The organism is Streptomyces sp. 3MP-14, assembly GCF_006334905.2.
Taxonomy (GTDB): Bacteria; Actinomycetota; Actinomycetes; order Streptomycetales; family Streptomycetaceae; genus Streptomyces; species Streptomyces triticirhizae.
Map to the genome: position 1 here is coordinate 262,493 of NZ_VDLZ02000006.1, position 21,254 is coordinate 283,746.

19 protein-coding genes and 1 pseudogene are annotated in these 21,254 nt (G+C 73.2%); 10 read left to right on the forward strand and 10 right to left on the reverse strand.

Annotated elements, in window-relative coordinates:
• Positions 1-5 precede the first annotated feature (5 nt).
• The 10 genes from FH609_RS12030 to FH609_RS12075 form a co-directional block, all read right to left on the reverse strand.
• Positions 6-932 (reverse strand): phosphotransferase family protein, encoded by a 927-nt coding sequence (locus tag FH609_RS12030; RefSeq protein WP_405378918.1) that lies wholly within the window; start codon positions 930-932, stop codon positions 6-8.
• The gene (locus FH609_RS12035; protein WP_139667187.1) at positions 925-1,251 is read right to left on the reverse strand and encodes a DUF6881 domain-containing protein; all 327 of its coding nucleotides are present in this window, start codon (positions 1,249-1,251) and stop codon (positions 925-927) included. The genes FH609_RS12030 and FH609_RS12035 overlap by 8 nt, the downstream gene beginning before the upstream one ends.
• Positions 1,252-1,346: 95 nt before the next feature.
• On the reverse strand, positions 1,347-2,177 hold the full coding sequence (locus FH609_RS12040; protein ID WP_139667186.1) for a tetratricopeptide repeat protein: 831 nt from the start codon (positions 2,175-2,177) through the stop codon (positions 1,347-1,349).
• 49 nt (positions 2,178-2,226) lie between these two features.
• Positions 2,227-3,216 carry an EamA family transporter RarD gene (rarD, locus tag FH609_RS12045; protein WP_139667185.1) on the reverse strand — a complete coding sequence of 330 codons (990 nt, stop codon included), beginning with the start codon at positions 3,214-3,216 and terminating at the stop codon, positions 2,227-2,229.
• The gene (locus FH609_RS12050) at positions 3,194-3,595 is read right to left on the reverse strand and encodes a Uma2 family endonuclease (protein ID WP_139667184.1); all 402 of its coding nucleotides are present in this window, start codon (positions 3,593-3,595) and stop codon (positions 3,194-3,196) included. The genes rarD and FH609_RS12050 overlap by 23 nt, the downstream gene beginning before the upstream one ends.
• Before the next feature lie 126 nt (positions 3,596-3,721).
• Positions 3,722-4,810 carry a 2-oxoacid:ferredoxin oxidoreductase subunit beta gene (locus FH609_RS12055; protein ID WP_139667183.1) on the reverse strand — a complete coding sequence of 363 codons (1,089 nt, stop codon included), beginning with the start codon at positions 4,808-4,810 and terminating at the stop codon, positions 3,722-3,724.
• Positions 4,800-6,695 carry a 2-oxoacid:acceptor oxidoreductase subunit alpha gene (locus FH609_RS12060; RefSeq protein WP_226961589.1) on the reverse strand — a complete coding sequence of 632 codons (1,896 nt, stop codon included), beginning with the start codon at positions 6,693-6,695 and terminating at the stop codon, positions 4,800-4,802. Before FH609_RS12060 ends, FH609_RS12055 begins: the two co-directional genes overlap by 11 nt.
• A gap of 217 nt (positions 6,696-6,912) precedes the next feature.
• Positions 6,913-7,572, reverse strand: coding sequence for a response regulator transcription factor (locus tag FH609_RS12065; protein ID WP_139667181.1), 660 nt, complete (start codon positions 7,570-7,572; stop codon positions 6,913-6,915).
• Between the two features lie 72 nt (positions 7,573-7,644).
• Positions 7,645-8,940, reverse strand: a complete 1,296-nt coding sequence (locus tag FH609_RS12070; RefSeq protein WP_139667180.1) for a sensor histidine kinase — start codon at positions 8,938-8,940, stop codon at positions 7,645-7,647.
• Entirely contained in the window at positions 8,937-10,193 is a 1,257-nt protein-coding gene (locus tag FH609_RS12075) for a sensor histidine kinase (RefSeq protein ID WP_139667179.1), read from the reverse strand. The genes FH609_RS12070 and FH609_RS12075 overlap by 4 nt, the downstream gene beginning before the upstream one ends.
• Before the next feature lie 183 nt (positions 10,194-10,376).
• On the opposite strand from FH609_RS12075, the gene FH609_RS12080 reads away from it, so the two are divergent.
• The 10 genes and pseudogenes from FH609_RS12080 to FH609_RS12125 all read left to right on the forward strand — a co-directional run bounded on the left by FH609_RS12080 (position 10,377) and on the right by FH609_RS12125 (position 21,208).
• Positions 10,377-10,748, forward strand: a complete 372-nt coding sequence (locus tag FH609_RS12080; RefSeq protein ID WP_139667178.1) for an NADH-quinone oxidoreductase subunit A — start codon at positions 10,377-10,379, stop codon at positions 10,746-10,748.
• A complete protein-coding gene (locus tag FH609_RS12085; RefSeq protein WP_226961590.1) occupies positions 10,739-11,395 on the forward strand; it encodes an NADH-quinone oxidoreductase subunit B in 657 nt (218 codons plus the stop codon). Before FH609_RS12080 ends, FH609_RS12085 begins: the two co-directional genes overlap by 10 nt.
• Positions 11,392-12,435: pseudogene (locus tag FH609_RS32410) on the forward strand (NADH-quinone oxidoreductase subunit C); the annotation flags it as partial. The gene FH609_RS12085 and the pseudogene FH609_RS32410, both read left to right, overlap by 4 nt.
• Positions 12,436-13,631: 1,196 nt before the next feature.
• Positions 13,632-14,591: a complex I subunit 1/NuoH family protein gene (locus tag FH609_RS12095; protein ID WP_139667176.1), complete on the forward strand. Its 960-nt coding sequence runs from the start codon at positions 13,632-13,634 to the stop codon at positions 14,589-14,591.
• Positions 14,588-15,133 (forward strand): NuoI/complex I 23 kDa subunit family protein, encoded by a 546-nt coding sequence (locus FH609_RS12100; protein ID WP_139667175.1) that lies wholly within the window; start codon positions 14,588-14,590, stop codon positions 15,131-15,133. Before FH609_RS12095 ends, FH609_RS12100 begins: the two co-directional genes overlap by 4 nt.
• On the forward strand, positions 15,130-15,699 hold the full coding sequence (locus tag FH609_RS12105; RefSeq protein WP_139667174.1) for an NADH-quinone oxidoreductase subunit J: 570 nt from the start codon (positions 15,130-15,132) through the stop codon (positions 15,697-15,699). Before FH609_RS12100 ends, FH609_RS12105 begins: the two co-directional genes overlap by 4 nt.
• Positions 15,699-16,055, forward strand: a complete 357-nt coding sequence (gene nuoK / locus FH609_RS12110; protein WP_139667173.1) for an NADH-quinone oxidoreductase subunit NuoK — start codon at positions 15,699-15,701, stop codon at positions 16,053-16,055. The genes FH609_RS12105 and nuoK overlap by 1 nt, the downstream gene beginning before the upstream one ends.
• Positions 16,052-17,977 carry an NADH-quinone oxidoreductase subunit L gene (locus FH609_RS12115; protein WP_139667172.1) on the forward strand — a complete coding sequence of 642 codons (1,926 nt, stop codon included), beginning with the start codon at positions 16,052-16,054 and terminating at the stop codon, positions 17,975-17,977. Before nuoK ends, FH609_RS12115 begins: the two co-directional genes overlap by 4 nt.
• 4 nt (positions 17,978-17,981) lie before the next feature.
• The gene (locus FH609_RS12120; protein ID WP_139667171.1) at positions 17,982-19,643 is read left to right on the forward strand and encodes a complex I subunit 4 family protein; all 1,662 of its coding nucleotides are present in this window, start codon (positions 17,982-17,984) and stop codon (positions 19,641-19,643) included.
• Positions 19,640-21,208: an NADH-quinone oxidoreductase subunit N gene (locus tag FH609_RS12125; protein WP_139667170.1), complete on the forward strand. Its 1,569-nt coding sequence runs from the start codon at positions 19,640-19,642 to the stop codon at positions 21,206-21,208. The genes FH609_RS12120 and FH609_RS12125 overlap by 4 nt, the downstream gene beginning before the upstream one ends.
• Positions 21,209-21,254 lie beyond the last annotated feature (46 nt).

A 21,254-nucleotide genomic window follows, 5' to 3' on the forward strand; every position in this document is an offset into this window, starting at 1 on the left:
CCGGGTCAGGCCGGCCCGTCGACGACCCCCGCCAGATACTCCTCCAGCCGCCCGGCCAGCACCCCGGCCGTGAGGTCGGTCCGCCCCAACTCCCGCCAGGGCCCGGCGACCTTCTCCGCGTCGGGCGCGTAGGCCAGCGCGTCCAACAGCCGCCAGTAGCGCCGGTCCCCGGCCCGTTCGGCCAGCGCGCCACCGGCGGCCAGATAGCGCCCGGGGAACGCCAGACCCACCTCGGGACCGTGCAGCAGAGCCAGCGCGGTCGCGCAGTGCGCCACGTCCAGATCCGTCGGCCCCCAGGAGGTCTCGACCCAGTCGACGACCCCGCTGACCCGGCCCGCCCCGTCGAAGAGCACATTGCCCGGGTGGAAGTCGCGGTGCAGGAAGCTTCCCCGCCAGGCCGGCGCCGGCCGGTCGATCGCGGCGACCGCCCGCCGCCAGAGCCCGGGGCGGGCCGTCGTCTCCGGCAGCCGGACCCGTTCCGGCGCGGTCCACGCCTGGTAGGCGCGCGGGCGGTCGGGGCCATCGGCCGCCACCCGGTGCACCGCGCACAGCGCGGCGGCCAACGCCTCGACCCGCGCGCCGACCCGGCCGTCCTCGGCGAGCCGCACCGCGCCCGGCAGCAGCGTCATCAGCAGCGAGGGTTCGGCGCACCGACGCCCCTCGGCGTCCACCGCCACCGGCCCCGGCGCCGGCACCGGCGTGCCGGCCAGCAGGCCCAACACCCGGTGCTCGCGCGTCAGCAGCCCGGGCGCGTGCCGCCGGAAGAACGGGGTGCGGAACGACCGCAGCACCAACGCCCGTTCCCCGTCCGGCCCTTCGACGGTCAGCCGACACATCCGGGAGGTCCAGCCGCCCCGCAGCGGCCGGATCGCCGCGATCCGCTCCCCGGGCGCCAACCGCCCCTCCACCCAGGCCCGGGTGGCGTCAGCCAACACGCGGCGCTCCCCGCCGGGCGCGTTCCCAGACGGCCTCGAACTCCCGGCGGCCGATCAGGAACGGGGTGAACTCCTCCTGCGCCGCCACCTCGGCCAGATCCCCGAACGGCACCTCGGCGAGGAACGTCCGCGCGCTGTGCCCGCGCCCGTCGGCCCAACCGGCCGTCCCGTCCCGAAACTCCTCGACGCGCCGCACCTCGCAGCCGTCCTCCCCGAGTTCGCTGTAGAGGGTGATCGGCTCCTCGACAAACCGGTGATGCCAGGAGACCTTCCAGTAACGCCTGTCGCGGGAGTCGGCGGGGGCGAAGTTCGTCATGACGGGAACACTCCTGGACTCGGGCGGGTCATCGTGCGGCGACCGGTCGCCCGGCGTCCGGTCGCCCGGCGGCGCTTCGGGCGGCGACGCCGCGCCTACGATCCGGTGCCGTCGATCCGCGCGAGCAGCGTTCGGGCCTCGACGGTGCGGCGGTGGTCGGGGCCGAAGGAGGCCAGGCAGGCGTCGTGCGCCGCGCCGGCCCGGCGACGGGCGTCGGAGGCGTGGCCCAGCCCCAACAGGGCATGGGCGAGGGCCAGTTCGACGGCGCCGGTGTCCGGACGGCGCTGGGCGTCGGGCAGCGCGCGGTACAGCTCCTCGGCGATCTCCGCCTCGGCCAGGGCCTCCTTGTGGCGGGCCTGGCCGTTGAGGCCGCGCGCCAGGCCGAGGCGCAGGACCAGGGACATCCGGTCAGGTTCGCGATGGGCGGCCAGGGCCTCGCGGGCCAGCGCCTCGGCCTCCTCGTGGCGGCCCTGCGCGTTGAGGGCGAAGACCAGCCCGTTGCGGGCGGCGGCCGCCAGGACGGCCATGTCCGGGCCGGCGCCACGGCTCGCGGCCTCGGCGACGGCCGCGCACTCCGCCTCGCACGCGGCGTACTGGCCGAGCGAGACCATCTGTTGGGCGCGGTCCGAGCGCAGCTTCAGAGTCAGCCAGTGCTCGGCCCCGAACAGCCGCCGGAAGACGGCCAGCGCCTCGTCGTAGACGGCCAGTGCCTCGGCGTGCCGGCCCTGGGCGCCGGTTGCGAGCGCCACGATGTTCAGCGCCGCCGCCGCGTACTCGTCGTCGGCCGGCAGTGATCCGGCCGCCGCGCGGGCCGTGGCCTCCGCCTCGGCGTAACGCCCGGCCTCGTAGAGAGACTTGGCCTCGTCCACGGGCGTGCCCGCTCCTGGCCGGGCGTCTTTCCGCCCGCGCGCCCGGAAGAATCTCATGAACCGGAGCATACGGATCGCGCGGCCCGCCCGACGCCAGCCCTGCCCCTCAGCCGGCACGTTCCTCCAAGTCCGCCGCCCCCTCAGCGCCCGCGTTCCCGCCGGCGTTCCCGGCCGGCGTCGGCGCCGGGGTGTGGCGGGCGACGGTGCGCTGGCGGCGGCGGGCCTGGCGGAGCGCGTCCCAGGTGAGCACCGTCAGCGCGGTCCACACCAGGGCGAACCCGATCCACCGCTCCGGCGGCATCTCCTCGTGGAAGACGAAGAGCCCCAGCAGGAACATCGTGCTCGGCGCGAGGTACTGCATCAGCCCCACCGTGGAGAGCGGCAGTCGCACCGTGGCCGCGCCGAAGAAGATCAGCGGCAGCGCCGTCGCCAGCCCGCTGGCCACCAACAGCAGGGCCTGGCCCGGGCCTTCGGCGGTGAACGAGCCGTCGCCCCTGGCGGTCAGCACCAGCAGATAGCCCAGCGCCGGCAGGAACTGGAGCGCGGTGTCCGCGCTGAAGCCCTCCAGGCCGTCGAGCGCGGTGTGCTTCTTGACCAGTCCGTAGGTGCCGAAGCTGATCGAGAGGGCGAGCGAGAGCCAGGGCACCTGCCCGTAGGCCACGCTCATCACCAGCACCGCCACCGTGCCGACGCCGACCGCGACCCACTGCGCGGGCCGCAGCCGCTCGCGGAGGACCAGCACGCCGAGCGCGATGGTGAACAGCGGGTTGATGAAGTATCCCAACGACGCTTCGAGGACCCGGTCGTGGGCCACGCACCAGATGAAGATCGCCCAGTTGACCGAGATCAGCGTGGCGGAGATCGCCAGCAGGCCGAGCCGCTTCGGCTGGCGGACCAGCGGGCGTATCCAGGACCAGCTGCGGGCCAGTAGCAGAAGCAGCAGCGCGGTCGGCAGCGACCAGACCATGCGGTGGGCGAGAACCTCGAAGGCGCCGATGTCGTCCAACAGCCGCCAGTACAGCGGCAGCAGCCCCCACATGCCGAAGGCCCCAAGCCCCAGCGCCAGCCCCGACCTACTGGTCGTCGCCGTTCCCATCACCGACCGCCTCCACGCACCCAGGGCCAAACCTTCCCCGACGGTAGCGCTGACGGGCGTCTATGGCATTCCCGTTCCGGGTGCTGGTCTCAGCGGCGCACGGCACATCGGGCTCGGGCCGGTCCCTGCGCCCCAGCGTGATGGTCATCTCCCGGATGGCGCACAGCCCTTCGGGCACGGCCGCCGCCAGGCCCACCTCGAAGAGTTCCTGAACGCGGCCCTGCCCGATGGTGCGGCGCGCGGGAACGACGAGGATGCCGTCGAGCAGTTCGGTCTGACCCGGCAGGTTGGGCAGCCGGTCGAGGTCGTCCGCGACATAGCCGTCCAGGGGCGGCCGGGGCCAGTCGTACGAGGGGTCGAGATCCGTTTCCGTGTCCATGCGGCGATCCTGCGGGCCCCGGGGCCGCTTGTCGCTCCATACGACGATCCCCCACTCGAACGAACGAGCGGGGGATCGGTGTGTTGACGGAGGTGACGCGGCTGACGGAGGGGGTGAAGGGGCCGGTCAGCCGGCCACGGTCCAGGTGTCGCCGCCGGCGAGCAGCGTGGCCAGGTCGCCCTTGCCGCGCCGCTCCACGGCCTGCTCCAGCTGCTCGGCCATCTGGTCCTCGTACGCCGGCCTCGGCACGCTGCGGAAGACGCCGATCGGCGTCCGGTGCAGCGTCTGCGGGTCGGCCAGCCGGGAGAGGGCGAACGCCGTGGTCGGGGTCGCCGCGTGGGCGTTGTGCGTGAGGATGCCGTCGGTGCCCTCGGTCGCCACGTCGATCACCCGCAGGTCGCCCGACTCCGGGTCGCGGACGATGCCCTTCTCGCCCAGCCCGTCCTCGGCCGGCAGGCCGAAGCGGATCGGCTCGCCGTGTTCGAGGCGGATCACCGCCTCCTGCGCCTGCTTCTTGTCCTTGAGCACCTCGAAGGCGCCGTCGTTGAAGATGTTGCAGTTCTGGTAGATCTCCACCAGCGCCGAGCCGTGGTGCTCGGCCGCCGCGCGCAGCACGCCGGTCAGGTGCTTGCGGTCGGAGTCCACCGTGCGGGCCACGAAGGACGCCTCGGCGCCCAGCGCCAGCGAGACCGGGTTGAACGGGGTCTCCAACGAGCCCATTGGCGTGGACTTGGTGATCTTGCCGGTCTCGGAGGTCGGCGAGTACTGGCCCTTGGTCAGCCCGTAGATCCGGTTGTTGAAGAGGAGGATCTTCAGGTTCACGTTCCGGCGCAGCGCGTGGATCAGGTGGTTGCCGCCGATGGAGAGCGCGTCGCCGTCGCCGGTCACCACCCACACCGACAGGTCGCGGCGGGCGGCGGCCAGGCCGGTGGCGATCGCCGGGGCGCGGCCGTGGATCGAGTGCATCCCGTAGGTGTTCATGTAGTACGGGAAGCGGGACGAGCAGCCGATGCCGGAGATGAAGACGATGTTCTCCTTGGCCAGGCCCAGCTCGGGCAGGAAGCCCTGGACCGCCGCCAGCACCGCGTAGTCACCGCAGCCGGGGCACCAACGGACCTCCTGGTCCGACTTGAAGTCCTTCGCGGTCTGCGGCTTGTCGGCGGTGGGGATGAGGGCCAGCGGGGTGCGCGGCTGGATGGGCGCCTCAGTGGACATCGTCCAGAGCCTCCTTGAAAGCGGACGCGAGCTGTTCGGCCTTGAACGGCAACCCGGTGACCTGGGTCAGGGACCGCACGTCGACCAGGTACCTGGCGCGCAGCAGGGTGGCCAGCTGGCCGAGGTTCATCTCGGGGAGCAGCACCCGGTCGTAGGAGCGCAGCACCTCGCCGAGGTTGGCGGGCAACGGGTTGAGGCTGCGCACATGCGTCTGGGCGATGTTGCCGCCGGCGCGGCGGACCCGCCGGACGGCGGCGGTGATCGGGCCGTAGGTGGAGCCCCAGCCCAGCACCAGCACCTTCGCCTCGCCGCTCGGGTCGTCGACCTCGACGTCGGGAACGCTGACGCCGTCCACCTTGGCCTGCCGGACGCGCACCATGTGCTCGTGGTTGGCCGGGTCGTAGGAGATGTTGCCCGTGCCGTCCTGCTTCTCGATGCCGCCGATGCGGTGTTCCAGGCCGGGCGTGCCGGGCACCGCCCACGGGCGGGCCAGCGTCGTCTCGTCGCGCAGATACGGCCAGAAGACCTCGCTGCCGTCGTCCAGTGTGTGGTTGGGCGCGGTGGTGAACTGGACGCGCAGGTCCGGGAGTTCGGACGGCTCGGGGACCCGCCACGGCTCGGAGCCGTTGGCCAGGTAGCCGTCGGACAGCAGGAAGACGGGGGTGCGGTAGGTCAGCGCGATCCGCGCCGCCTCCAGGGCCGCGGTGAAGCACTCGCCCGGGGTGGCCGGCGCCACGATCGGCACCGGGGCCTCGCCGTTCCGCCCGTACATCGCCTGGAGCAGGTCGGCCTGCTCGGTCTTGGTCGGCAGGCCCGTGGAGGGGCCGCCGCGCTGGATGTCGATGACCAGCAGCGGCAGCTCCAGGGAGACCGCCAGGCCGATGGTCTCCGACTTCAGCGCCACGCCCGGGCCGGAGGTGGTGGTCACGCCCAGCGAGCCGCCGAACGCCGCGCCCAGCGCCGCGCCGATGCCGGCGATCTCGTCCTCGGCCTGGAAGGTGCGCACCCCGAAGTTCTTGTGCTTGGACAGCTCGTGCAGCACGTCGGAGGCCGGGGTGATCGGGTAGGAGCCGAGGAACAGCGGCAGGTCGGCCTGCTCGGCGGCGGCGATCAGGCCGTAGGCCAGCGCCAGGTTGCCCGAGATGTTCCGGTAGGTGCCGGCGGGGAACGCGGAGACGGCCGGCGCCACCTCGTAGGAGACGGCGAAGTCCTCGGTGGTCTCGCCGAAGTTCCAGCCCGCGCGGAACGCCGTGATGTTGGCCTCGGCGATCTCGGGGCGCTTGGCGAACTTCGCCCGCAGGAACGCCTCCGTGTTCTCCGTCGGCCGGTGGTACATCCAGGAGAGCAGGCCCAGCGCGAACATGTTCTTCGAGCGGCCGGCCTCCTTCCTGGTCAGGTCGTACCCCTTGAGCGCCTCGACGGTCAGCGTGGTCAGCGGCACCTGGTGGACCCGGTAGCCGTCGAGGGAGTCGTCCTCCAGCGGGTTGCCGGCGTACCCGACCTTGGCCAGCGCGCGGGAGGTGAACTCGTCGGTGTTGACGATGATCTCCGCGCCGCGCGGCAGGTCGGCCACGTTGGCCTTGAGCGCGGCCGGGTTCATGGCCACCAGCACGTTGGGGGCGTCGCCCGGGGTGAGGATGTCGTGGTCGGCGAAGTGCACCTGGAACGAGGAGACGCCCGGCAGGGTGCCGGCCGGGGCGCGGATCTCCGCCGGGAAGTTCGGCAGCGTGGCGAGGTCGTTCCCCCACGACGCGGTCTCCGACGTGAACCGGTCGCCCGTCAGCTGCATTCCGTCGCCGGAATCCCCCGCGAACCGGATGATGACCCGGTCCAGGCGTCTGACGTCCTTGTGGTCCCGGCTCCCCTGGTTGACCTCGGTGGTCACTGCTGTAGCCCTCCTTGCGAGGCAGCTCTTGTCGGCCATGGTACGGGGGGTAAGGGTTGCCTTCCCATGCGCGTCACACAGGGGCTTCACACCATCGCCACCCGTCAACACGCTTGGTGTCGACGGGTGGTTCCCCCGTGGCCCCCGTGATGGCCTCGGTTCCTGCAACTCCCGGCGGGACGCCGGTCGTTCGCCTCTCCTCCAGCGTGGCAGGGGGTCAGGAGTTGAGATAGGTGAGCACCGCCAGAACCCGCCGGTGATCTGTGTCACTCTGTGCCAAACCGAGCTTCATGAAGATGTTGCTCACGTGCTTCTCCACCGCCCCGTGGCTCACCACCAGCTGCTGCGCGATGGCGGAGTTGGTGCGGCCCTCGGCCATCAGGCCCAGGACCTCCTTCTCCCTGGGCGTGAGACCCACCAGCACGTCCTGCTTCCTGCTGCGGCCCAGCAGCTGCGCGACCACCTCCGGGTCCAGCGCGGTGCCGCCCTCGGCGACCCGGGTGACGGCGGCGGCGAACTCGCTGACGTCCGCCACCCGGTCCTTCAGCAGATAGCCGACGCCCCGCGAGGAGCCGGCGAGCAGCTCCGTCGCGTACTGCTCCTCCACATACTGCGAGAGCACCAGCACCCCGAGCGCGGGGAAGTGCTGCCGCAGCCGGACCGCCGCCCGGACGCCCTCGTCGGTGTGGGTCGGCGGCATCCGCACGTCCGCCACCACCACGTCGGGCAGCTCCCCGGCCGCCGCCAGCTCCTCGATCGCGGCGACCAGCGCCTCCGCGTCGCCCACGCCGGCGACCACCTCGTGCCCCCGGTCGTTCAACAGCCGGGTCAGCCCCTCCCTCAGCAGCACCGAGTCCTCGGCGATCACTACCCGCACCAGCCCACTCCCCGCGTCGAACGATCGACCTGAAGCATCTCACCCCGCGCTTCCCACGGGGCCGCCGCCGGCTCAGCGCGGCCGGGCGCCGCCGTCGGTGCCGTCGCGGTCGCGCCAGGGGAGTTCGGCGGTGATGGTGGTGGGTCCGCCGGGGGGTGAGTCGATGGCGAGGAGGCCGTCGACGGCGGTGAGGCGTTCGGCGAGTCCGGCGAGGCCGGTGCCGTGGGTGGGGGTGGCGCCGCCGTGTCCGTCGTCGGTGATCTGGAGCATGAGGCGGTTGTCGGTGCGCCAGATGTCGATGGTGGCGTGGTGGGCCCCGCTGTGTTTGCTGATGTTGGTGAGGAGTTCGGTGGTGGTGAAGTAGGCGATGCCTTCGATGGCGGGTGCGGGGCGGGTGGTGAGGTCGATGTCGATGGTGACGGGGACGGTGCAGCGGGCGGCTGCTGAGGAGAGGGCGGGGCCGAGTCCTCGGTCGGTGAGGACGGCGGGGTGGATGCCTCGGGCGAGGTCGCGGAGTTCCTGGAGGGCGAGTTTGACCTCGCCGTGGGCTTCGTCGACCATGCGGGCGGCGGTTTCGGGGTCTTCGGTGAGTTTCTCCTTGGCCAGGCCGAGGTCCATCGCGAGGGCGACCAGCCTGGCCTGGGCGCCGTCGTGCAGATCCCGCTCGATCCGCCGCAGATCGGCGGCCGAGGTGTCGACCACCACGGAACGGTCCTCCTCCAGCTGGAACACCCGGGCCGCCGCCGAGGACGGCCCCAACAGCGCCGAGACCAGCGCCCGGTCCACGGAGGCCATGCCCCGGATCAGCACCGCGCCGGCGATCAGCAGCAGCGCCCCGGCCGCCATCACCATCAGCACCTCCAGCGGGTTGTCCCAGACCCAGCCGTTGCCCTCGTTGTCCACGTTGACGCCCGGCTTGTCGTCCAGCGCCCAGAACCACAGCGGGTAGCTCAGCGCGCCCCAGCCGCCGACCCAGGCCACCGCCACCGACGTGAACGACACCAGCGCCCACGGCAGATGGAGCAGCGCATAGGCGGTGGACCGCCAGGAGGCGTTGTTCCGCAGCACGGCGCCGACCCAGGCCAGCAGGCCGTTCCTGCCGTCCCTGGTGCGCAGCGGGTCGGGCGCCGGAACGTCCACCCCCAGCAGCAGCGACGCCCGCGTCCGCTCCATCGCGCCGAAGCCGCGCAGGAAGAGCAGCACCAGCGCCATCAGCGGCAGACCGACAAAGGTGATCAGCAACGCTCCGCTGACGGCCAGGCCGCTCACCGCGCTGACAAAGCCGATCAGTGCCAGCGGCAGATTCAACAGACCGTGGAAGCCCTCACGCCAGGTGCGGGCACCAACGGTCAGACGCAGCACGTTCATCGGCTCGTCTTCCCTTCATGGTTCTCTTCGGGTCCGGTCTCGTGCCGGCTCTCGTCGCGGTGCCGGTTCCCGTCGCGGTCGCGCCAGGGGAGTTCGGCGGTGATGGTGGTGGGTCCGCCGGGGGGTGAGTCGATGGCGAGGAGGCCGTCGACGGCGGTGAGGCGTTCGGCGAGTCCGGCGAGGCCGGTGCCGTGGGTGGGGGTGGCGCCGCCGTGTCCGTCGTCGGTGATCTGGAGCATGAGGCGGTTGTCGGTGCGCCAGATGTCGATGGTGGCGTGGTGGGCCCCGCTGTGTTTGCTGATGTTGGTGAGGAGTTCGGTGGTGGTGAAGTAGGCGATGCCTTCGATGGCGGGTGCGGGGCGGGTGGTGAGGTCGATGTCGATGGTGACGGGGACGGTGCAGCGGGCGGCTGCTGAGGAGAGGGCGGGGCCGAGTCCTCGGTCGGTGAGGACGGCGGGGTGGATGCCTCGGGCGAGGTCGCGGAGTTCCTGGAGGGCGAGTTTGACCTCGCCGTGGGCTTCGTCGACCATGCGGGCGGCGGTTTCGGGGTCTTCGGTGAGTTTCTCCTTGGCCAGTCCCAGATCCATGGCCAGGGCGACCAGCCTGGCCTGGGCGCCGTCGTGCAGATCCCGCTCGATCCGCCGCAGATCCGCGCTCGCCGTGTCCGTCACGGACACCCGGTCCGACTCCAACTCCGCGATCCGCCGCTCCAACTCGTCGGACGGCGACAGCAACACCCGCACCAGCGCCCGGTCCACATGGCTCAGCCAGCGGGTCAGCCACGGCAGCGCCGGCCAGGCCACGAAGAACGCGACCAGCGTCACCACACCGGAGAACAGCGCCCACGGCAGGTGCACCACTCCGAAGAGCGCCGAGCGCCACCCCACCGGGTCCTTCAACAGCGCCCACAGCCAGCTGACGAACCCCGAGCGCCGCAGCGCCCGCGTCGGGCTCGGCTCCTCCACCTCGACGGCCAGCAACGCCCGCGCCCGCATCCGCTCCAGCCGGCCGAGCAGGCGGCAGCCCAGCAGCCCGAACGCCAGCACCGGCAGGCCCACGATGGTCAGCGCCGACAACGCGCCCACGTAGAACCAGGTCAGCACGTAGACGAAGGCGATCAGCCCCGGGGCCCAGCTGGACAGCAGATAGGCGCACTCCCGCCAGGTCACCGCCGACAGCGGCGAACGCGGCGGCGGCAACGACTCGTCCCCGCGCCAGGCGGAGGAGCCACGAGCGGAACCTCGGCTGATCATGGGTCCCAGCCTGCCCGGTGCGCCGAACCGACACCATGGGGTATGTCGGTGAACGACGGTGGGGCTACCCCCACCCCCTGTCCACCCACAACCGGGCACCCGTCATGGTCACAACCGGCCCACGACCCCCTAGACTCCCGTGGAGTCAGCCCTCCCTGACGTCGCCCGCCCGGAGGCCCCAACGTGCCCGACTACTTCCACGGCTACACCGTCGTCGGTCTGGTCGCGGTGGTCGGCGTGCTCTTCGTCACCGTGGCCTTCGTCGCCGGCCAGCTGCTGCGCCCCTCGGTGCCCACGCCGGAGAAGCTGCTGGTCTACGAGTGCGGCGTCGACCCCGTCGGCGAGGGCTGGGCGCACACCCAGGTGCGCTACTACATCTACGCCTTCCTCTATGTGATCTTCGCCGTGGACTCCGTCTTCCTCTTCCCCTGGGCCACGGTCTTCGCCGCCGACGGCTTCGGCGCGGCCACCCTGGTGGAGATGTTCGTCTTCCTGGGCTTCCTGTCCGTCGGACTCCTCTATGCCTGGAGGAAGGGCGTGCTCACATGGACCTGACACCGGCGCGGGACGCGTCGCGCGCCCCGGCGCGCGGCGGCCTGGGGCCGCTGGCGAGGCTGGCGCCCGAGCCCATGAAGGTGATCCTCAACTGGGGCCGCCGCTACAGCCTGTGGGTCTTCAACTTCGGACTGGCCTGCTGCGCCATCGAGTTCATCGCCGCGTCGATGTCCCGCCACGACTTCATCCGGCTCGGCGTCATCCCGTTCGCGCCCGGGCCCCGGCAGGCCGACCTGATGGTGGTCTCCGGCACCGTCACCGACAAGATGGCCCCGGCCATCAAGCGGCTCTACGAGCAGATGCCGGAACCCAAGTACGTCATCTCCTTCGGCGCCTGCTCCAACTGCGGCGGCCCCTACTGGGACTCCTACGCCGTCACCAAGGGCGTCGACCAGATCATCCCCGTCGACGTCTACGTCCCCGGCTGCCCACCCCGCCCGGAGGCGCTGCTCCAGGGCATCCTCAAGCTCCAGGAGAAGATCGCGGAGGAGTCGGTGGCGGAACGGTATCCCGCCGGGGGTTCCGGGGAGGCGCCCGTGGCGCGTGGTGGCGGCGGACCGTCGGCGGCGCGCGGCACGACGGCCGCTCCGGGCGCGCCGTCCCCTGCGGCGTTGACCAGCGACCTGGTCCGACGGGACGGCCGATGACCGTGGGCTGGCTGCCGCGCGAGGCGGCGGAGATCTTCGGCGAGGGCAGCGAGGCGCACGAGGCGTATGACGTGCTGACCGTCGACGTCCCGGCGGGGGACGCCTGGCCGGCGGCGCTGGAGACGGCCCGCTCCGAGTTGGGCTGCGACTTCTTCGACTGGCTGAGCGCGGTGGACGAACCGAACGAGGGCCTGCTGCGGGTCTGCGCGCACGTCGTGGCCCTCGGCACCCCGCCGCGCCGGCTGCTGCTGCGGACGACCGTCCCCCACGGCGCGCCGTCGCTGCCGACGGCGACGGGCGTCTACGCGGGCGCCGCGTGGCACGAACGGGAGACGCACGAGATGTTCGGGATCGACTTCCCCGGGCATCCGGGGCTGGGCAAACTGCTGCTGCCGGACGGCTTCGAGGGGCATCCGCTGCGGAAGGACTTCGTGTTGGCGGCGCGGGTGGCCAAGCAGTGGCCCGGCGCGAAGGAACCGGGCGGCGAGACGCCCCGCCGCCGCCAGCCCCTTCCACCGGGGGTGCCCGACCCGAACGAGTGGGGCCCCCTGAAGGGGCGTGCCTCCGGCGGTTCCGGGGACGAACGGCCGGCGCGACGCCGGCCCGCCGGCCGCGCAGGCGGCCCGGAGGGCCGGCCGGGACGCGCCTCCGGCGGGGGTGCCGCCGGTGCTTCGGGGGACGAACGGCCGGTGCGGGTGCGTCGTTCGCGTTCGGTGAGTGAGGGTTCGGCGAGCCAGCGGGGCGCTGCCGGCGGGGGTGCCTCCGGCGGTTCGGCGGATTTGCCTCAGGGCGGCGGGAGTTCTGGCGCTGGTGCGGCGGAGTCGGTTGGTCGGGCTGCGCCCGGGCGCGCCGCCTCCGGTGGGGGTTCGGCCCAGCCCGACGACGTGTCCGGCAAGGGCTCCGTTGCCGGTGCGGCGGGCGCGTCCGGTGCCGCCGGGGGTGAGCCGGTGCGGGTGCGTCGTTCTCGCTCTGCGAGTGAGGGTTCGGCCAGTCAGCGGGACGCCTCCGGCGGTTCCGTGGCGGATGCGGCGAAGTCGCCGCAGGGCGGCGGGAAGTCGGCTGGGTCGGGCCGGGGTGTTTCCGATGGCGGTTCGGGGGATTCACCGCAGGGCGGGGGTTCGGGTGCTGGTCCGGGGGAGTTGAGTGGTCGGGCTGCGCCCGGCCGTGACGCCGCCGGTGGTTCCGGGGATGAGCGGCCGGTGCGGGTGCGTCGTTCGCGTTCGGTGAGTGAGGGTTCGGCGAGTCAACGGGGTGCCTCCGGCGGGGGTGCCTCCGACGGTTCGGCGGATTTGCCTCAGGGCGGCGGGAGTTCCGGCGCTGGTGCGGGGGAGTCGGTTGGTCGGGCTGCGCCCGGGCGTGCCGCCTCTGGCGGGGGTTCGGCTGAGCCGGGTACCGCCTCCAACGGCCAAGCCGCCGACGGGACTTCCGGTCGGCCCGGGCCCGATGGCCCAGCCGCCTCGTCCGAGTCGACGCCGGAGGCGTCACGCGGCGAAGCCGCAGAATCCGCCCCGCAGGGCGGCCCCGACGGCCCGGCGAAGCCGGGTGCCTCCACGGGCGGAGATGCGGCGAACTCCACGGGCAGCGATGGTGCTTCGGACGGAACGGCCGAGGCCCGGGCTGCGGCCCCCGCCGGTTCGGCGAAGCCGGCTGAGCCGGCCAGCCGGCCGGCGGATGACGAAGAAACTGCGGCCGACACAGCGCGGGCGAGCCAGCCCTCGGGGCGGGATACCGCCGAGCAGACCGACGATTCCGGTACCGCCGCCGGAGGCGGAGATCCCGCCTCGCTGGGCGATGGCGCCGAGCCGGCGGAGCCGGCCGACGCGCCGGGCGTCAAGTCCGCTGGTGAGGGCGACGGTTCCGGCTCGTCCGCTGAGGCTGGCGATGGCGCCGGGGAGCCCGCCCGGCGGGGCGAGGTTACTGGTGATGCTGCCGACTTGGCGTCCCCGCAGGGGGAGAGCGCCGAGCCGGCTGAGGCTTCCGGTGCGGGGGCGGCTCGTGCCGGGTCCGCCGGGCCGGCCGACGATTCCGGTACCGCCGCCGCTGGCGGAGATCCCGCCTCGCTGGGCGATGGCGCCGAGCCGGCGGAGCCGGCCGACGCGCCCGGCGCGAAGGCGCCCCGCGCCGAGGCCGCCCCGCCGGGCGACGGCGGCGAGGCCGGCGCTCGCTCCGAAGAGCCTGCCCGGCAGGGCGACGCCGACGACTCCGTAAAGCCCCCCCGGCAGGGGGGCCGTTGAGCATGGACTGGCTCGACGTCGCGATCCGCCTGCTGGCCGTCCTGGTCGCGTTTCTCGTCTTTCCGCTGCTCGTCGGGCAGTTGGAGCACAAGGCCATGGCCCACATGCAGGGCCGGGTCGGGCCCATGCACGCGGGCGGGTTTCACGGGTGGGCGCAACTGATCGCCGATGGCGTGAAGTTCGTGCAGAAGGAGGACACGGTCCCGGACGGCGCGGACCGGCGGATCTTCCGGCTCGCGCCGGCCGTCGCCCTCATCCCGTATCTCGTCGTGCTGATCGCCATCCCGCTCGGCCCGGAGGGCATGGTCGGGGAGGCCCCGGACGCCGGCGTGTTCTTCGTGCTCGCCGTGCTCGGCGTCGGCGTGCTGGGCTCGTTGATCGCCGGCTGGGCCTCGGCCAACAAGTACGCGCTGCTCGGCGGGCTGCGCACCGCCGCCCAGCTGATGGCGTACGAGCTGCCGCTGCTGCTCTCCGCCGCCTCGGTGGCGATGGCGGCCGGCACGTTGAGCCTGACCGGGATTCTCGACGAGTTCCAGTGGTGGTGGGTGCCCTGGCAGCTGGTCGGCGCGTTCGTGTTCTTCACCGCCGGCCTCGCCGAGCTGCAACGGCCGCCGTTCGACGCCCCGATCGCGCCCGAGGAGATCATCTTCGGCGCGTACACCGAGTACTCGGGGCTCCGCTTCGCGTTCTTCCTGCTCGCCGAGTACGCGGGGATCGTGGTGATCTCCGCGCTCACCGCCGTGCTGTTCCTCGGCGGCTGGCACGGCCCGTTCGCCGACCAGCTCGGCTGGCTGTGGACGCTGCTCAAGACCGGCGCGCTGTGTTTCGTGGTGATCTGGGCGCGCGTCGCCTGGCCACGGCTGCGCGCCGACCAGATCCAACGGTTCGCCTGGACCGTGCTGGTGCCGCTCGCGCTGGCCCAGATCGCGTTGACCGGAGTGATCAAGGTGGTGACGGGATGAGCCTGGGATCGGGTCTCGCCAAGGGCCTGGCGATCACGCTGCGCACCATGACGCGGCGCGCGGTCACCGCCCAGTACCCGGAGGAGCAGCCCGAACTGCCGCCGCGCAGCCGGGGCGTGATCGGGCTGTTCGAGGAGAACTGCACCGTCTGTATGCTCTGCGCCCGCGAGTGCCCCGACTGGTGCATCTATATCGACTCCCACAAGGAGACGCTGCCGGCGACCACGCCCGGCGGGCGGGAGCGCAGCCGCAACGTGCTCGACCGGTTCGCGATCGACTTCGCGCTGTGCATGTACTGCGGCATCTGCGTCGAGGTCTGCCCGTTCGATGCCCTGTTCTGGTCGCCGGAGTTCGAGTACGCGACCACGGACATTCGTGAACTGACCCATGAACGGGACACGTTGCGCGCCTGGATGTGGACGGTGCCCGAGCCGCCACCGTTGGACGAGGCCGCCGAGGAGCCCAAGGAGATCGCCGCCGCCCGCAAGGCGGCCGAGAAGGCCGCCGAGAAGGCCACACAGGGGGAGGCGGGGGAGGGATGACCGAGCGGGAGATCCTCACCACCTCCGGGCAGGAGATCGTCTTCGTCCTGGTCGGCCTCGTCGTGCTCGGCGCCGCCGTGCTCTGCGTGACCACCCGGCAACTGGTGCACGCCGCGCTCTGGCTGGTGGTGGCGCTCGGCGGTCTTGCCGTCGAATACCTGCTGCTGACCGCCGAGTTCGTCGCCTGGGTGCAGGTGCTGATCTATCTGGGCTCGGTCGTGGTGCTGCTGCTCTTCGGGCTGATGCTCACCCGCGCGCCCATCGGGCCCTCGCCCGACGTCGACTCCGGCAACCGCCGGGTCGCGCTGGCCGTCGCGCTGGCCTCGGCGGCCACCCTGGTGACGCTGGTCGTGGACGCGTTCCGCACCACCTGGATCGACCTGAAAACGCCGCACGGCGAGTCCGCCGCGCTGGGCGACAGCCTGTTCCGCGCCTGGGTGCTGCCGTTCGAGGCGCTGTCGGTGCTGCTGCTGGCCGCGCTGGTCGGCGCCATCGCGCTCTCCCGCGCCCGCGCGGCGAACGCGGAGAACGCGCGGAAACAGCCCGACGAACGGGGGGCGCGCTGATGCACCTGGTCTATCCGGCCGTCCTGGCCGCGCTGCTGTTCTGCGTCGGGATCTACGGCGTGCTGGCCCGCCGCAACGCCATCCTGGTGCTGATGTCGGTCGAGCTGATGCTCGCCGCCGTCAGCCTCAACCTGGTCGCCTTCGACGTGTGGCTGCGGGACGAGGTCCACACCGGCCAGGTCTTCACCCTCTTCCTCATCGCCCTGGCCGCCGCCGAGATCGGCGTCGGCCTGGCCATCGTGCTGCTCGTCTACCGCAACCGGGCCACCTCAGCCGTCGACCAGCTCCGCGCGCTGGCCGACCGCGACGAGGAGGAACCGGAGGGCGCGGCGAGCCGGGAGACCACCACCACGTGAACACCACGACCGCCGCCGTCCTCGTTCCGCTGCTGCCCGCGCTGGCCGCCGCCGTCATCCTGCTGACCGGCCGCCGGGCGCCCGGCTTCGTCCAGCCGCTGGCGGTGCTGCCGACCCTGGCCGCCCTCGCGCTGGCCGTGCTGGTCGCCGTCCGGCAGCGCGGCGAGGAGCCGCTGCTCGCCGCGACCGAGCTGGCGCCGACGGGGAACGAGACCCTGCCCATCGAACTGGCCCTGCGCCTCGACGGGTTCGCGGTCCTGGTGGCCGTGCTGGTCGCCGTCGTGGCCGGCTGCGTGCAGCTGTACTCGACGGGCTATCTGCGCGGCGACGCCCGTTACCCCTCCTACGCCGCGCTGGTCTCGCTCTTCACCTCGGCGATGCTGCTGGTGGTCTACACCGACGACCTGGTGGTGCTGCTGGTCGGCTGGGAGGTGATGGGCGTCTGCTCGTACTTCCTGGTCGGGCACTACTGGGAGACGGCGACGGCGCGCTCCGCCTCGCTCAAGGCGTTCCTCGTCACCAAGCTCGGCGACGTGCCGTTCCTGATCGGCATCCTGGCGCTGGCCTCGGACGCGGGCAGCTTCCGCATCAGCGAGATCGTCGCCCGGCTCTCCTCCTCGCTCTCCGGCTTCGAGCTGGCGCACCCCACGCTGGTCGCGCTGCTCCTGCTGGCCGGGGTCGCCGGCAAGTCGGCGCAGGTGCCGCTGCACACCTGGCTGCCCGACGCGATGGCCGGCCCGACGCCGGTCTCCGCGCTGATCCACGCCGCCACCATGGTGGCCGCCGGCGTCTACTTCGTGGCGCGGCTGCTGCCGGTCTTCGCCGCCTCGGCCGCCGCGCTGGTGGTGCTGGCCGTGATGGCCGCGCTCACCATGGTCGGCTCGGCGCTGGCCGCGCTCGCCCAGGACGACATCAAGCGGGTCCTTGCCTACTCGACGATCGGCCAACTCGGCTTCATGGCCGGCGCGTTGGCCGTCGTCGACCGGGAGGCCGCCGTCTTCCACCTGATGACGCACGGCGCGTTCAAGGCGCTGCTCTTCCTGGCCGCCGGGGTGCTGATCCAGACCGCCGGCACCGGCTCGCTGGCCGCGCTGTCGCGGATGCGGGACCTGCGGCGGCGGGCGCCCGACGCGTTCTGGGCGATGACGATCGGGCTGCTGGCGCTGGCCGCCCTACCGCCGTTCGCCGGCTTCTTCTCCAAGGAGGCGGTGATCGGCGCCGCCGAACACGCCGCGCTGGACGACGCGCACGGCGCCTCCTCCAGCCTCGCCGCGCCGGCCGCCGCCGGCTGGGTGGTGCTGGTCGCCGGGCTGGCCACCGCGCTGCTGACCGCCGCCTACGCCGCCCGGCTGTGGCTGCTGGCGTTCCACGACCCGGTCCGCGCCCGCACCGAGTCGGTGCCGCCGGGCGAACGGGCCTCCGCCGCGATGACCGGCGTGCTGTGGCTGCTGATGCTGCCCTCGCTGCTGCTCGGCCTGGCCTACGGGGAGTTGCCGAAGTGGTTCGACGGCGGCTCGCTCGCCCCGACCCTGACCACATCGGTGCTGGCCACCGGCGCGGCCGTGCTGGGCGGCACCGCCGCCTACGCCGCCTGGCGCCGCGCCTACGAGAGCGCTCAGGCCGAGGACCCGGCGCCCGCGCTGCTCGGCCCGCTGCGCCCGCACGCCGAGGCCGGCTTCCACGCGGACGCGCTCTACGCCGCCGCCGTGGTGCGCCCGGTCCGGGCGGCGGCCGGGCTGGTGCGGTTCCTGGACCGCGCGGTGATCGACACCTATGTGCGGGGCGCCGCCGGCGCGCCCGGGCTGCTGGGCACGCTGGCCCGCCGCGCCCAGACCGGCAACGTCCAGACGTATCTGAGCGCGCTGGTCGCCGGGGCCCTGGTGCTCGGCGTCGCGGCCGTGCTTGTCGCGGTGGGGGACTGAGGCCATGATCACGCTCTCCGACTCGGTGCGACAGGCGCTGCTGGTCGCGGTGTTGGCGTTGCCGCTGGTGGGCGCGCTCGCCGCGCTGCTGCCCGCGCCGCCCGGGCTGCGCGGCTCGGGCGGCCCGGACCGGGACGTGCTGCGGCACGGCGTCACCGTCACCGGCGTGGTGCTGGCGGCGACGGTGGTGCTGGCGCTGGCCTTCGACCACGACCGGCCGGGCGCGGTGCAGGCCGAGACCGACGTGGCGTGGGTGCCGGCCTGGGACGTGCGGTTCCACCTGGGCGTGGACGGGATCTCGCTGCCGCTGCTGGTGCTGACGGCGCTGCTGACGTTCCTCGCCGCGCTCTACTCGTACTTCCGCCCGCCGACGGGCGAGGGCCGGCCGGGGCCGCGCGCGTTCGTGGCGCTGCTGTTGCTGCTGGAGACCGGGATGCTGGCCACCTTCGCGGTGCTGGACCTCATCCTGTTCTTCCTGGCCTTCGAGACCGTGCTGGTCCCGATGTACTTCCTGATCGCCCGCTGGGGCAACGGGTCCGGCGCCGAACGGGCGGCCGCCGCCTGGAAGTTCGTCCTCTACACGGTGCTGGGCTCGGTGCTGATGCTGCTCGGGCTGCTGCTGGTGGGCGTGCGGGCCGGCACGTTCGACATGGTGGCGCTCGCCGAGGCGCAGGGCTCGGGGCTGACCCGCACCACCCAGATCCTCGCCGTGCTGGCCATCGGCTTCGGGCTGGCCGTGAAGACCCCGATGTGGCCGCTGCACAGCTGGCTGCCCGACGCGCACACGGCGGCCCCGACCGTCGGCTCGGTGCTGCTGGCCGGGGTGCTGCTGAAGATGGGCACCTACGGGCTGGTGCGGATCGCACTGCCGGTGGCGCCCGAGGGGATGCGGTTCTTCGCGCCCTACCTGGGCGCGTTCGCCGTGGTCGGGATCATCTACGGCTCGCTGGCCTGCCTGGCCCTGGTGCGCGCCGGCGCCGGCGGCGACCTCAAGCGGCTGATCGCCTACTCCTCCGTCGGCCACATGGGCTTCGTGCTGCTGGGCGTCGCGACCATGACCCACAGCGGGGTCAACGGGGCGCTCTTCGCCGGCGTGGCGCACGGGCTGATCACCGGGCTGCTGTTCTTCCTGGTCGGCGCGGTGAAGGAGCGCACCGGCAGCACCGACATCGACGCCCTGGCCGGCGCGGCGGGCGCCGGGCTCTACGGGCGCACGCCCCGGCTCGGCGGGCTGCTGGCGTTCGCCGCCGTCGCCTCGCTGGGGCTGCCGGGCCTGGCCGGGTTCTGGGGTGAACTCCTCGCCATGCTGGGCGCGTTCCACCCGGCCGACGGGCTGAGCCGGCCGGCGTTCCTCGCCTATCTCGCGGTGGCGGCCCTCGGCACCCTGCTGACCGCCGCCTATCTGCTGCTGGTGGTGCGCCGGATCTGCATGGGCCCGGCGCCGGCGGCGGACCCGGTGCCGGCGGGGTCGTCGGCGGCGGCCAGCGACGCCGAGGCGCGCCCCGCCCCGCCCGCGCTGCCCGCGCTGCCCGACCTGCGGGGGCATGAGTACGCGGCGTTCGCGCCGCTGGTCGCGCTGACCGTGCTGGCCGGTCTCTGGCCGGCCGTGCTGCTGCACCTCACCGATCCCGCCGTGCAACTCCTCCTGCCGGGAGTGGTCCGTTGAACCTGATCCAGAACGTGGACTGGGCGGCGCTCGCGCCCCCGCTGGTCACCGCCGTGGCCGCCGTGGTGGTGCTGGTCGCCGACCTCTTCCTGCCGGCGGGCCGCAAGGCGCCGCTGGCCTGGGTCACGGTCGGCGGCCTGGCGCTGGCCCTGGCCGCGCTGGCGCCGCTGTGGAACGACGACCGGACCACGTTCTGCCTGGCCGACGATCCCGGGCTGTGCTCCTACAGCGCGGACCGCTTCGCGCTGCTGGTGCAACTGCTGGTGCTGGGCGGGGCGTTGCTCGCCGCGCTGCTGACCGTTCCCGAGCTGCGCGGCGCGGGGGAGGGGGACCGGGACGGGCTGCCGGGTGGCGAGTTCTGGTTCCTGCTGCTCTCCTCGGCCTCGGGCGCCGCGCTGCTGCCGGCCGCCCGCGACCTGGCCACCCTGGTCATCGCCCTGGAGGTGACCACGCTGCCGGCCTACGCGCTGGTCGGGCTGCGCCGGGGGAGCGCCACCGGGCCGGAGGCGGCGCTGAAGTTCTTCCTCTCCTCGGTCACGGCGACCGCCGTCGGGCTGCTGGGCGTCAGCTTCGTCTACGCCGGCGCCGGCAGCCTCTTCCTGAGCGAGATCGCCGCCGAACTGCCCGAGGCCGATCCGCAGTTGGCGACCCTCGCCAAGGCGGGGGTGGCGCTGACCCTGGTCGGCTTCGTCTTCAAGGTCGCCGCCGTGCCGTTCCACTTCTGGGTGCCGGAGACCTACCAGGGCGCGCCGCTGCCGGTGGCCGGCTATCTCTCGGTGGTCGGCAAGACCGCCGGGCTGGCCGGGCTGGCGCTGGTGACCACCGGCGCCTTCCCCGGGCAAGGGAACGTCTGGGGCCCGCCGCTGGCGGTGCTGGCCGGGCTGACCATGACGGTCGGCAACGTCGCGGCGCTGCGCGTCGCGGCCGACGGCGCGCACAGCGCGGTGCGGGTGCTGGCCTGGTCCTCGGTCGGGCAGGCCGGCTATCTGCTGGTGCCGCTGGCGGCGGCCGGCTTCGTCGAGGACGGCGGCGCGGCGCGGGACGCGGTCGGCACCGCGCTGGCCTATGCGCTGATGTACGGCGCGGTCAACCTGGGCGCGTTCGCCGTGCTCGCGCTCGTCGTCCACGACCGGCGCGCGGCGCCTCCGGGTACGGGGCGGCGGGTCGTGGACTTCCGTGGGCTGTTCGCGGAACGGCCGCTCGCCGCGCTGGCGTTGGCGTTCTTCCTGCTCTGCCTCGCCGGGCTGCCGCCCGGGGTGATCGGGCTCTTCGCCAAGGTCGCGGTCTTCCGTTCGGCAGTGGACGCGGGGCTTGGCGTGCTGGCGGTGGTGATGGCGCTGAACGTGGCCGTCGCGCTCGGCTACTACCTGCGCTGGACGGCGCTGCTGTTCCAGCCGGGGCCCGAGCCGCAGGACGGGCCCGGGTCCGGGGCCGGGGACGCGGCCGCGCCGGCCGGGCGGCCGACGTTCGCGGTCTCCACCGCGATCGCGCTGGCCGCCTCCGTCGCCCTCGTGCTCTCCGGCGCCCCGCAGCTGATCCTCACGTTCACCGGCGGCGGGCTCTAGGGCGCCGGCCGCGTGGCGTAGGGCGAACGCGACGGAGCGTCATCCG

What these genes read in the sequence shown, in the direction of transcription:
- FH609_RS12035 (WP_139667187.1), bottom strand. Translation starts at nt 1,251, where the DNA reads ATGACGAACTTCGCCCCCGCCGACTCCCGCGACAGGCGTTACTGGAAG.
- FH609_RS12040 (WP_139667186.1), bottom strand. Translation starts at nt 2,177, where the DNA reads ATGAGATTCTTCCGGGCGCGCGGGCGGAAAGACGCCCGGCCAGGAGCG.
- rarD (WP_139667185.1), bottom strand. Translation starts at nt 3,216, where the DNA reads ATGGGAACGGCGACGACCAGTAGGTCGGGGCTGGCGCTGGGGCTTGGG.
- FH609_RS12050 (WP_139667184.1), bottom strand. Translation starts at nt 3,595, where the DNA reads ATGGACACGGAAACGGATCTCGACCCCTCGTACGACTGGCCCCGGCCG.
- FH609_RS12055 (WP_139667183.1), bottom strand. Translation starts at nt 4,810, where the DNA reads ATGTCCACTGAGGCGCCCATCCAGCCGCGCACCCCGCTGGCCCTCATC.
- FH609_RS12070 (WP_139667180.1), bottom strand. Translation starts at nt 8,940, where the DNA reads ATGAACGTGCTGCGTCTGACCGTTGGTGCCCGCACCTGGCGTGAGGGC.
- FH609_RS12075 (WP_139667179.1), bottom strand. Translation starts at nt 10,193, where the DNA reads ATGATCAGCCGAGGTTCCGCTCGTGGCTCCTCCGCCTGGCGCGGGGAC.
- FH609_RS12085 (WP_226961590.1), top strand. Translation starts at nt 10,739, where the DNA reads ATGGACCTGACACCGGCGCGGGACGCGTCGCGCGCCCCGGCGCGCGGC.
- FH609_RS12095 (WP_139667176.1), top strand. Translation starts at nt 13,632, where the DNA reads ATGGACTGGCTCGACGTCGCGATCCGCCTGCTGGCCGTCCTGGTCGCG.
- FH609_RS12100 (WP_139667175.1), top strand. Translation starts at nt 14,588, where the DNA reads ATGAGCCTGGGATCGGGTCTCGCCAAGGGCCTGGCGATCACGCTGCGC.
- FH609_RS12105 (WP_139667174.1), top strand. Translation starts at nt 15,130, where the DNA reads ATGACCGAGCGGGAGATCCTCACCACCTCCGGGCAGGAGATCGTCTTC.
- nuoK (WP_139667173.1), top strand. Translation starts at nt 15,699, where the DNA reads ATGCACCTGGTCTATCCGGCCGTCCTGGCCGCGCTGCTGTTCTGCGTC.
- FH609_RS12120 (WP_139667171.1), top strand. Translation starts at nt 17,982, where the DNA reads ATGATCACGCTCTCCGACTCGGTGCGACAGGCGCTGCTGGTCGCGGTG.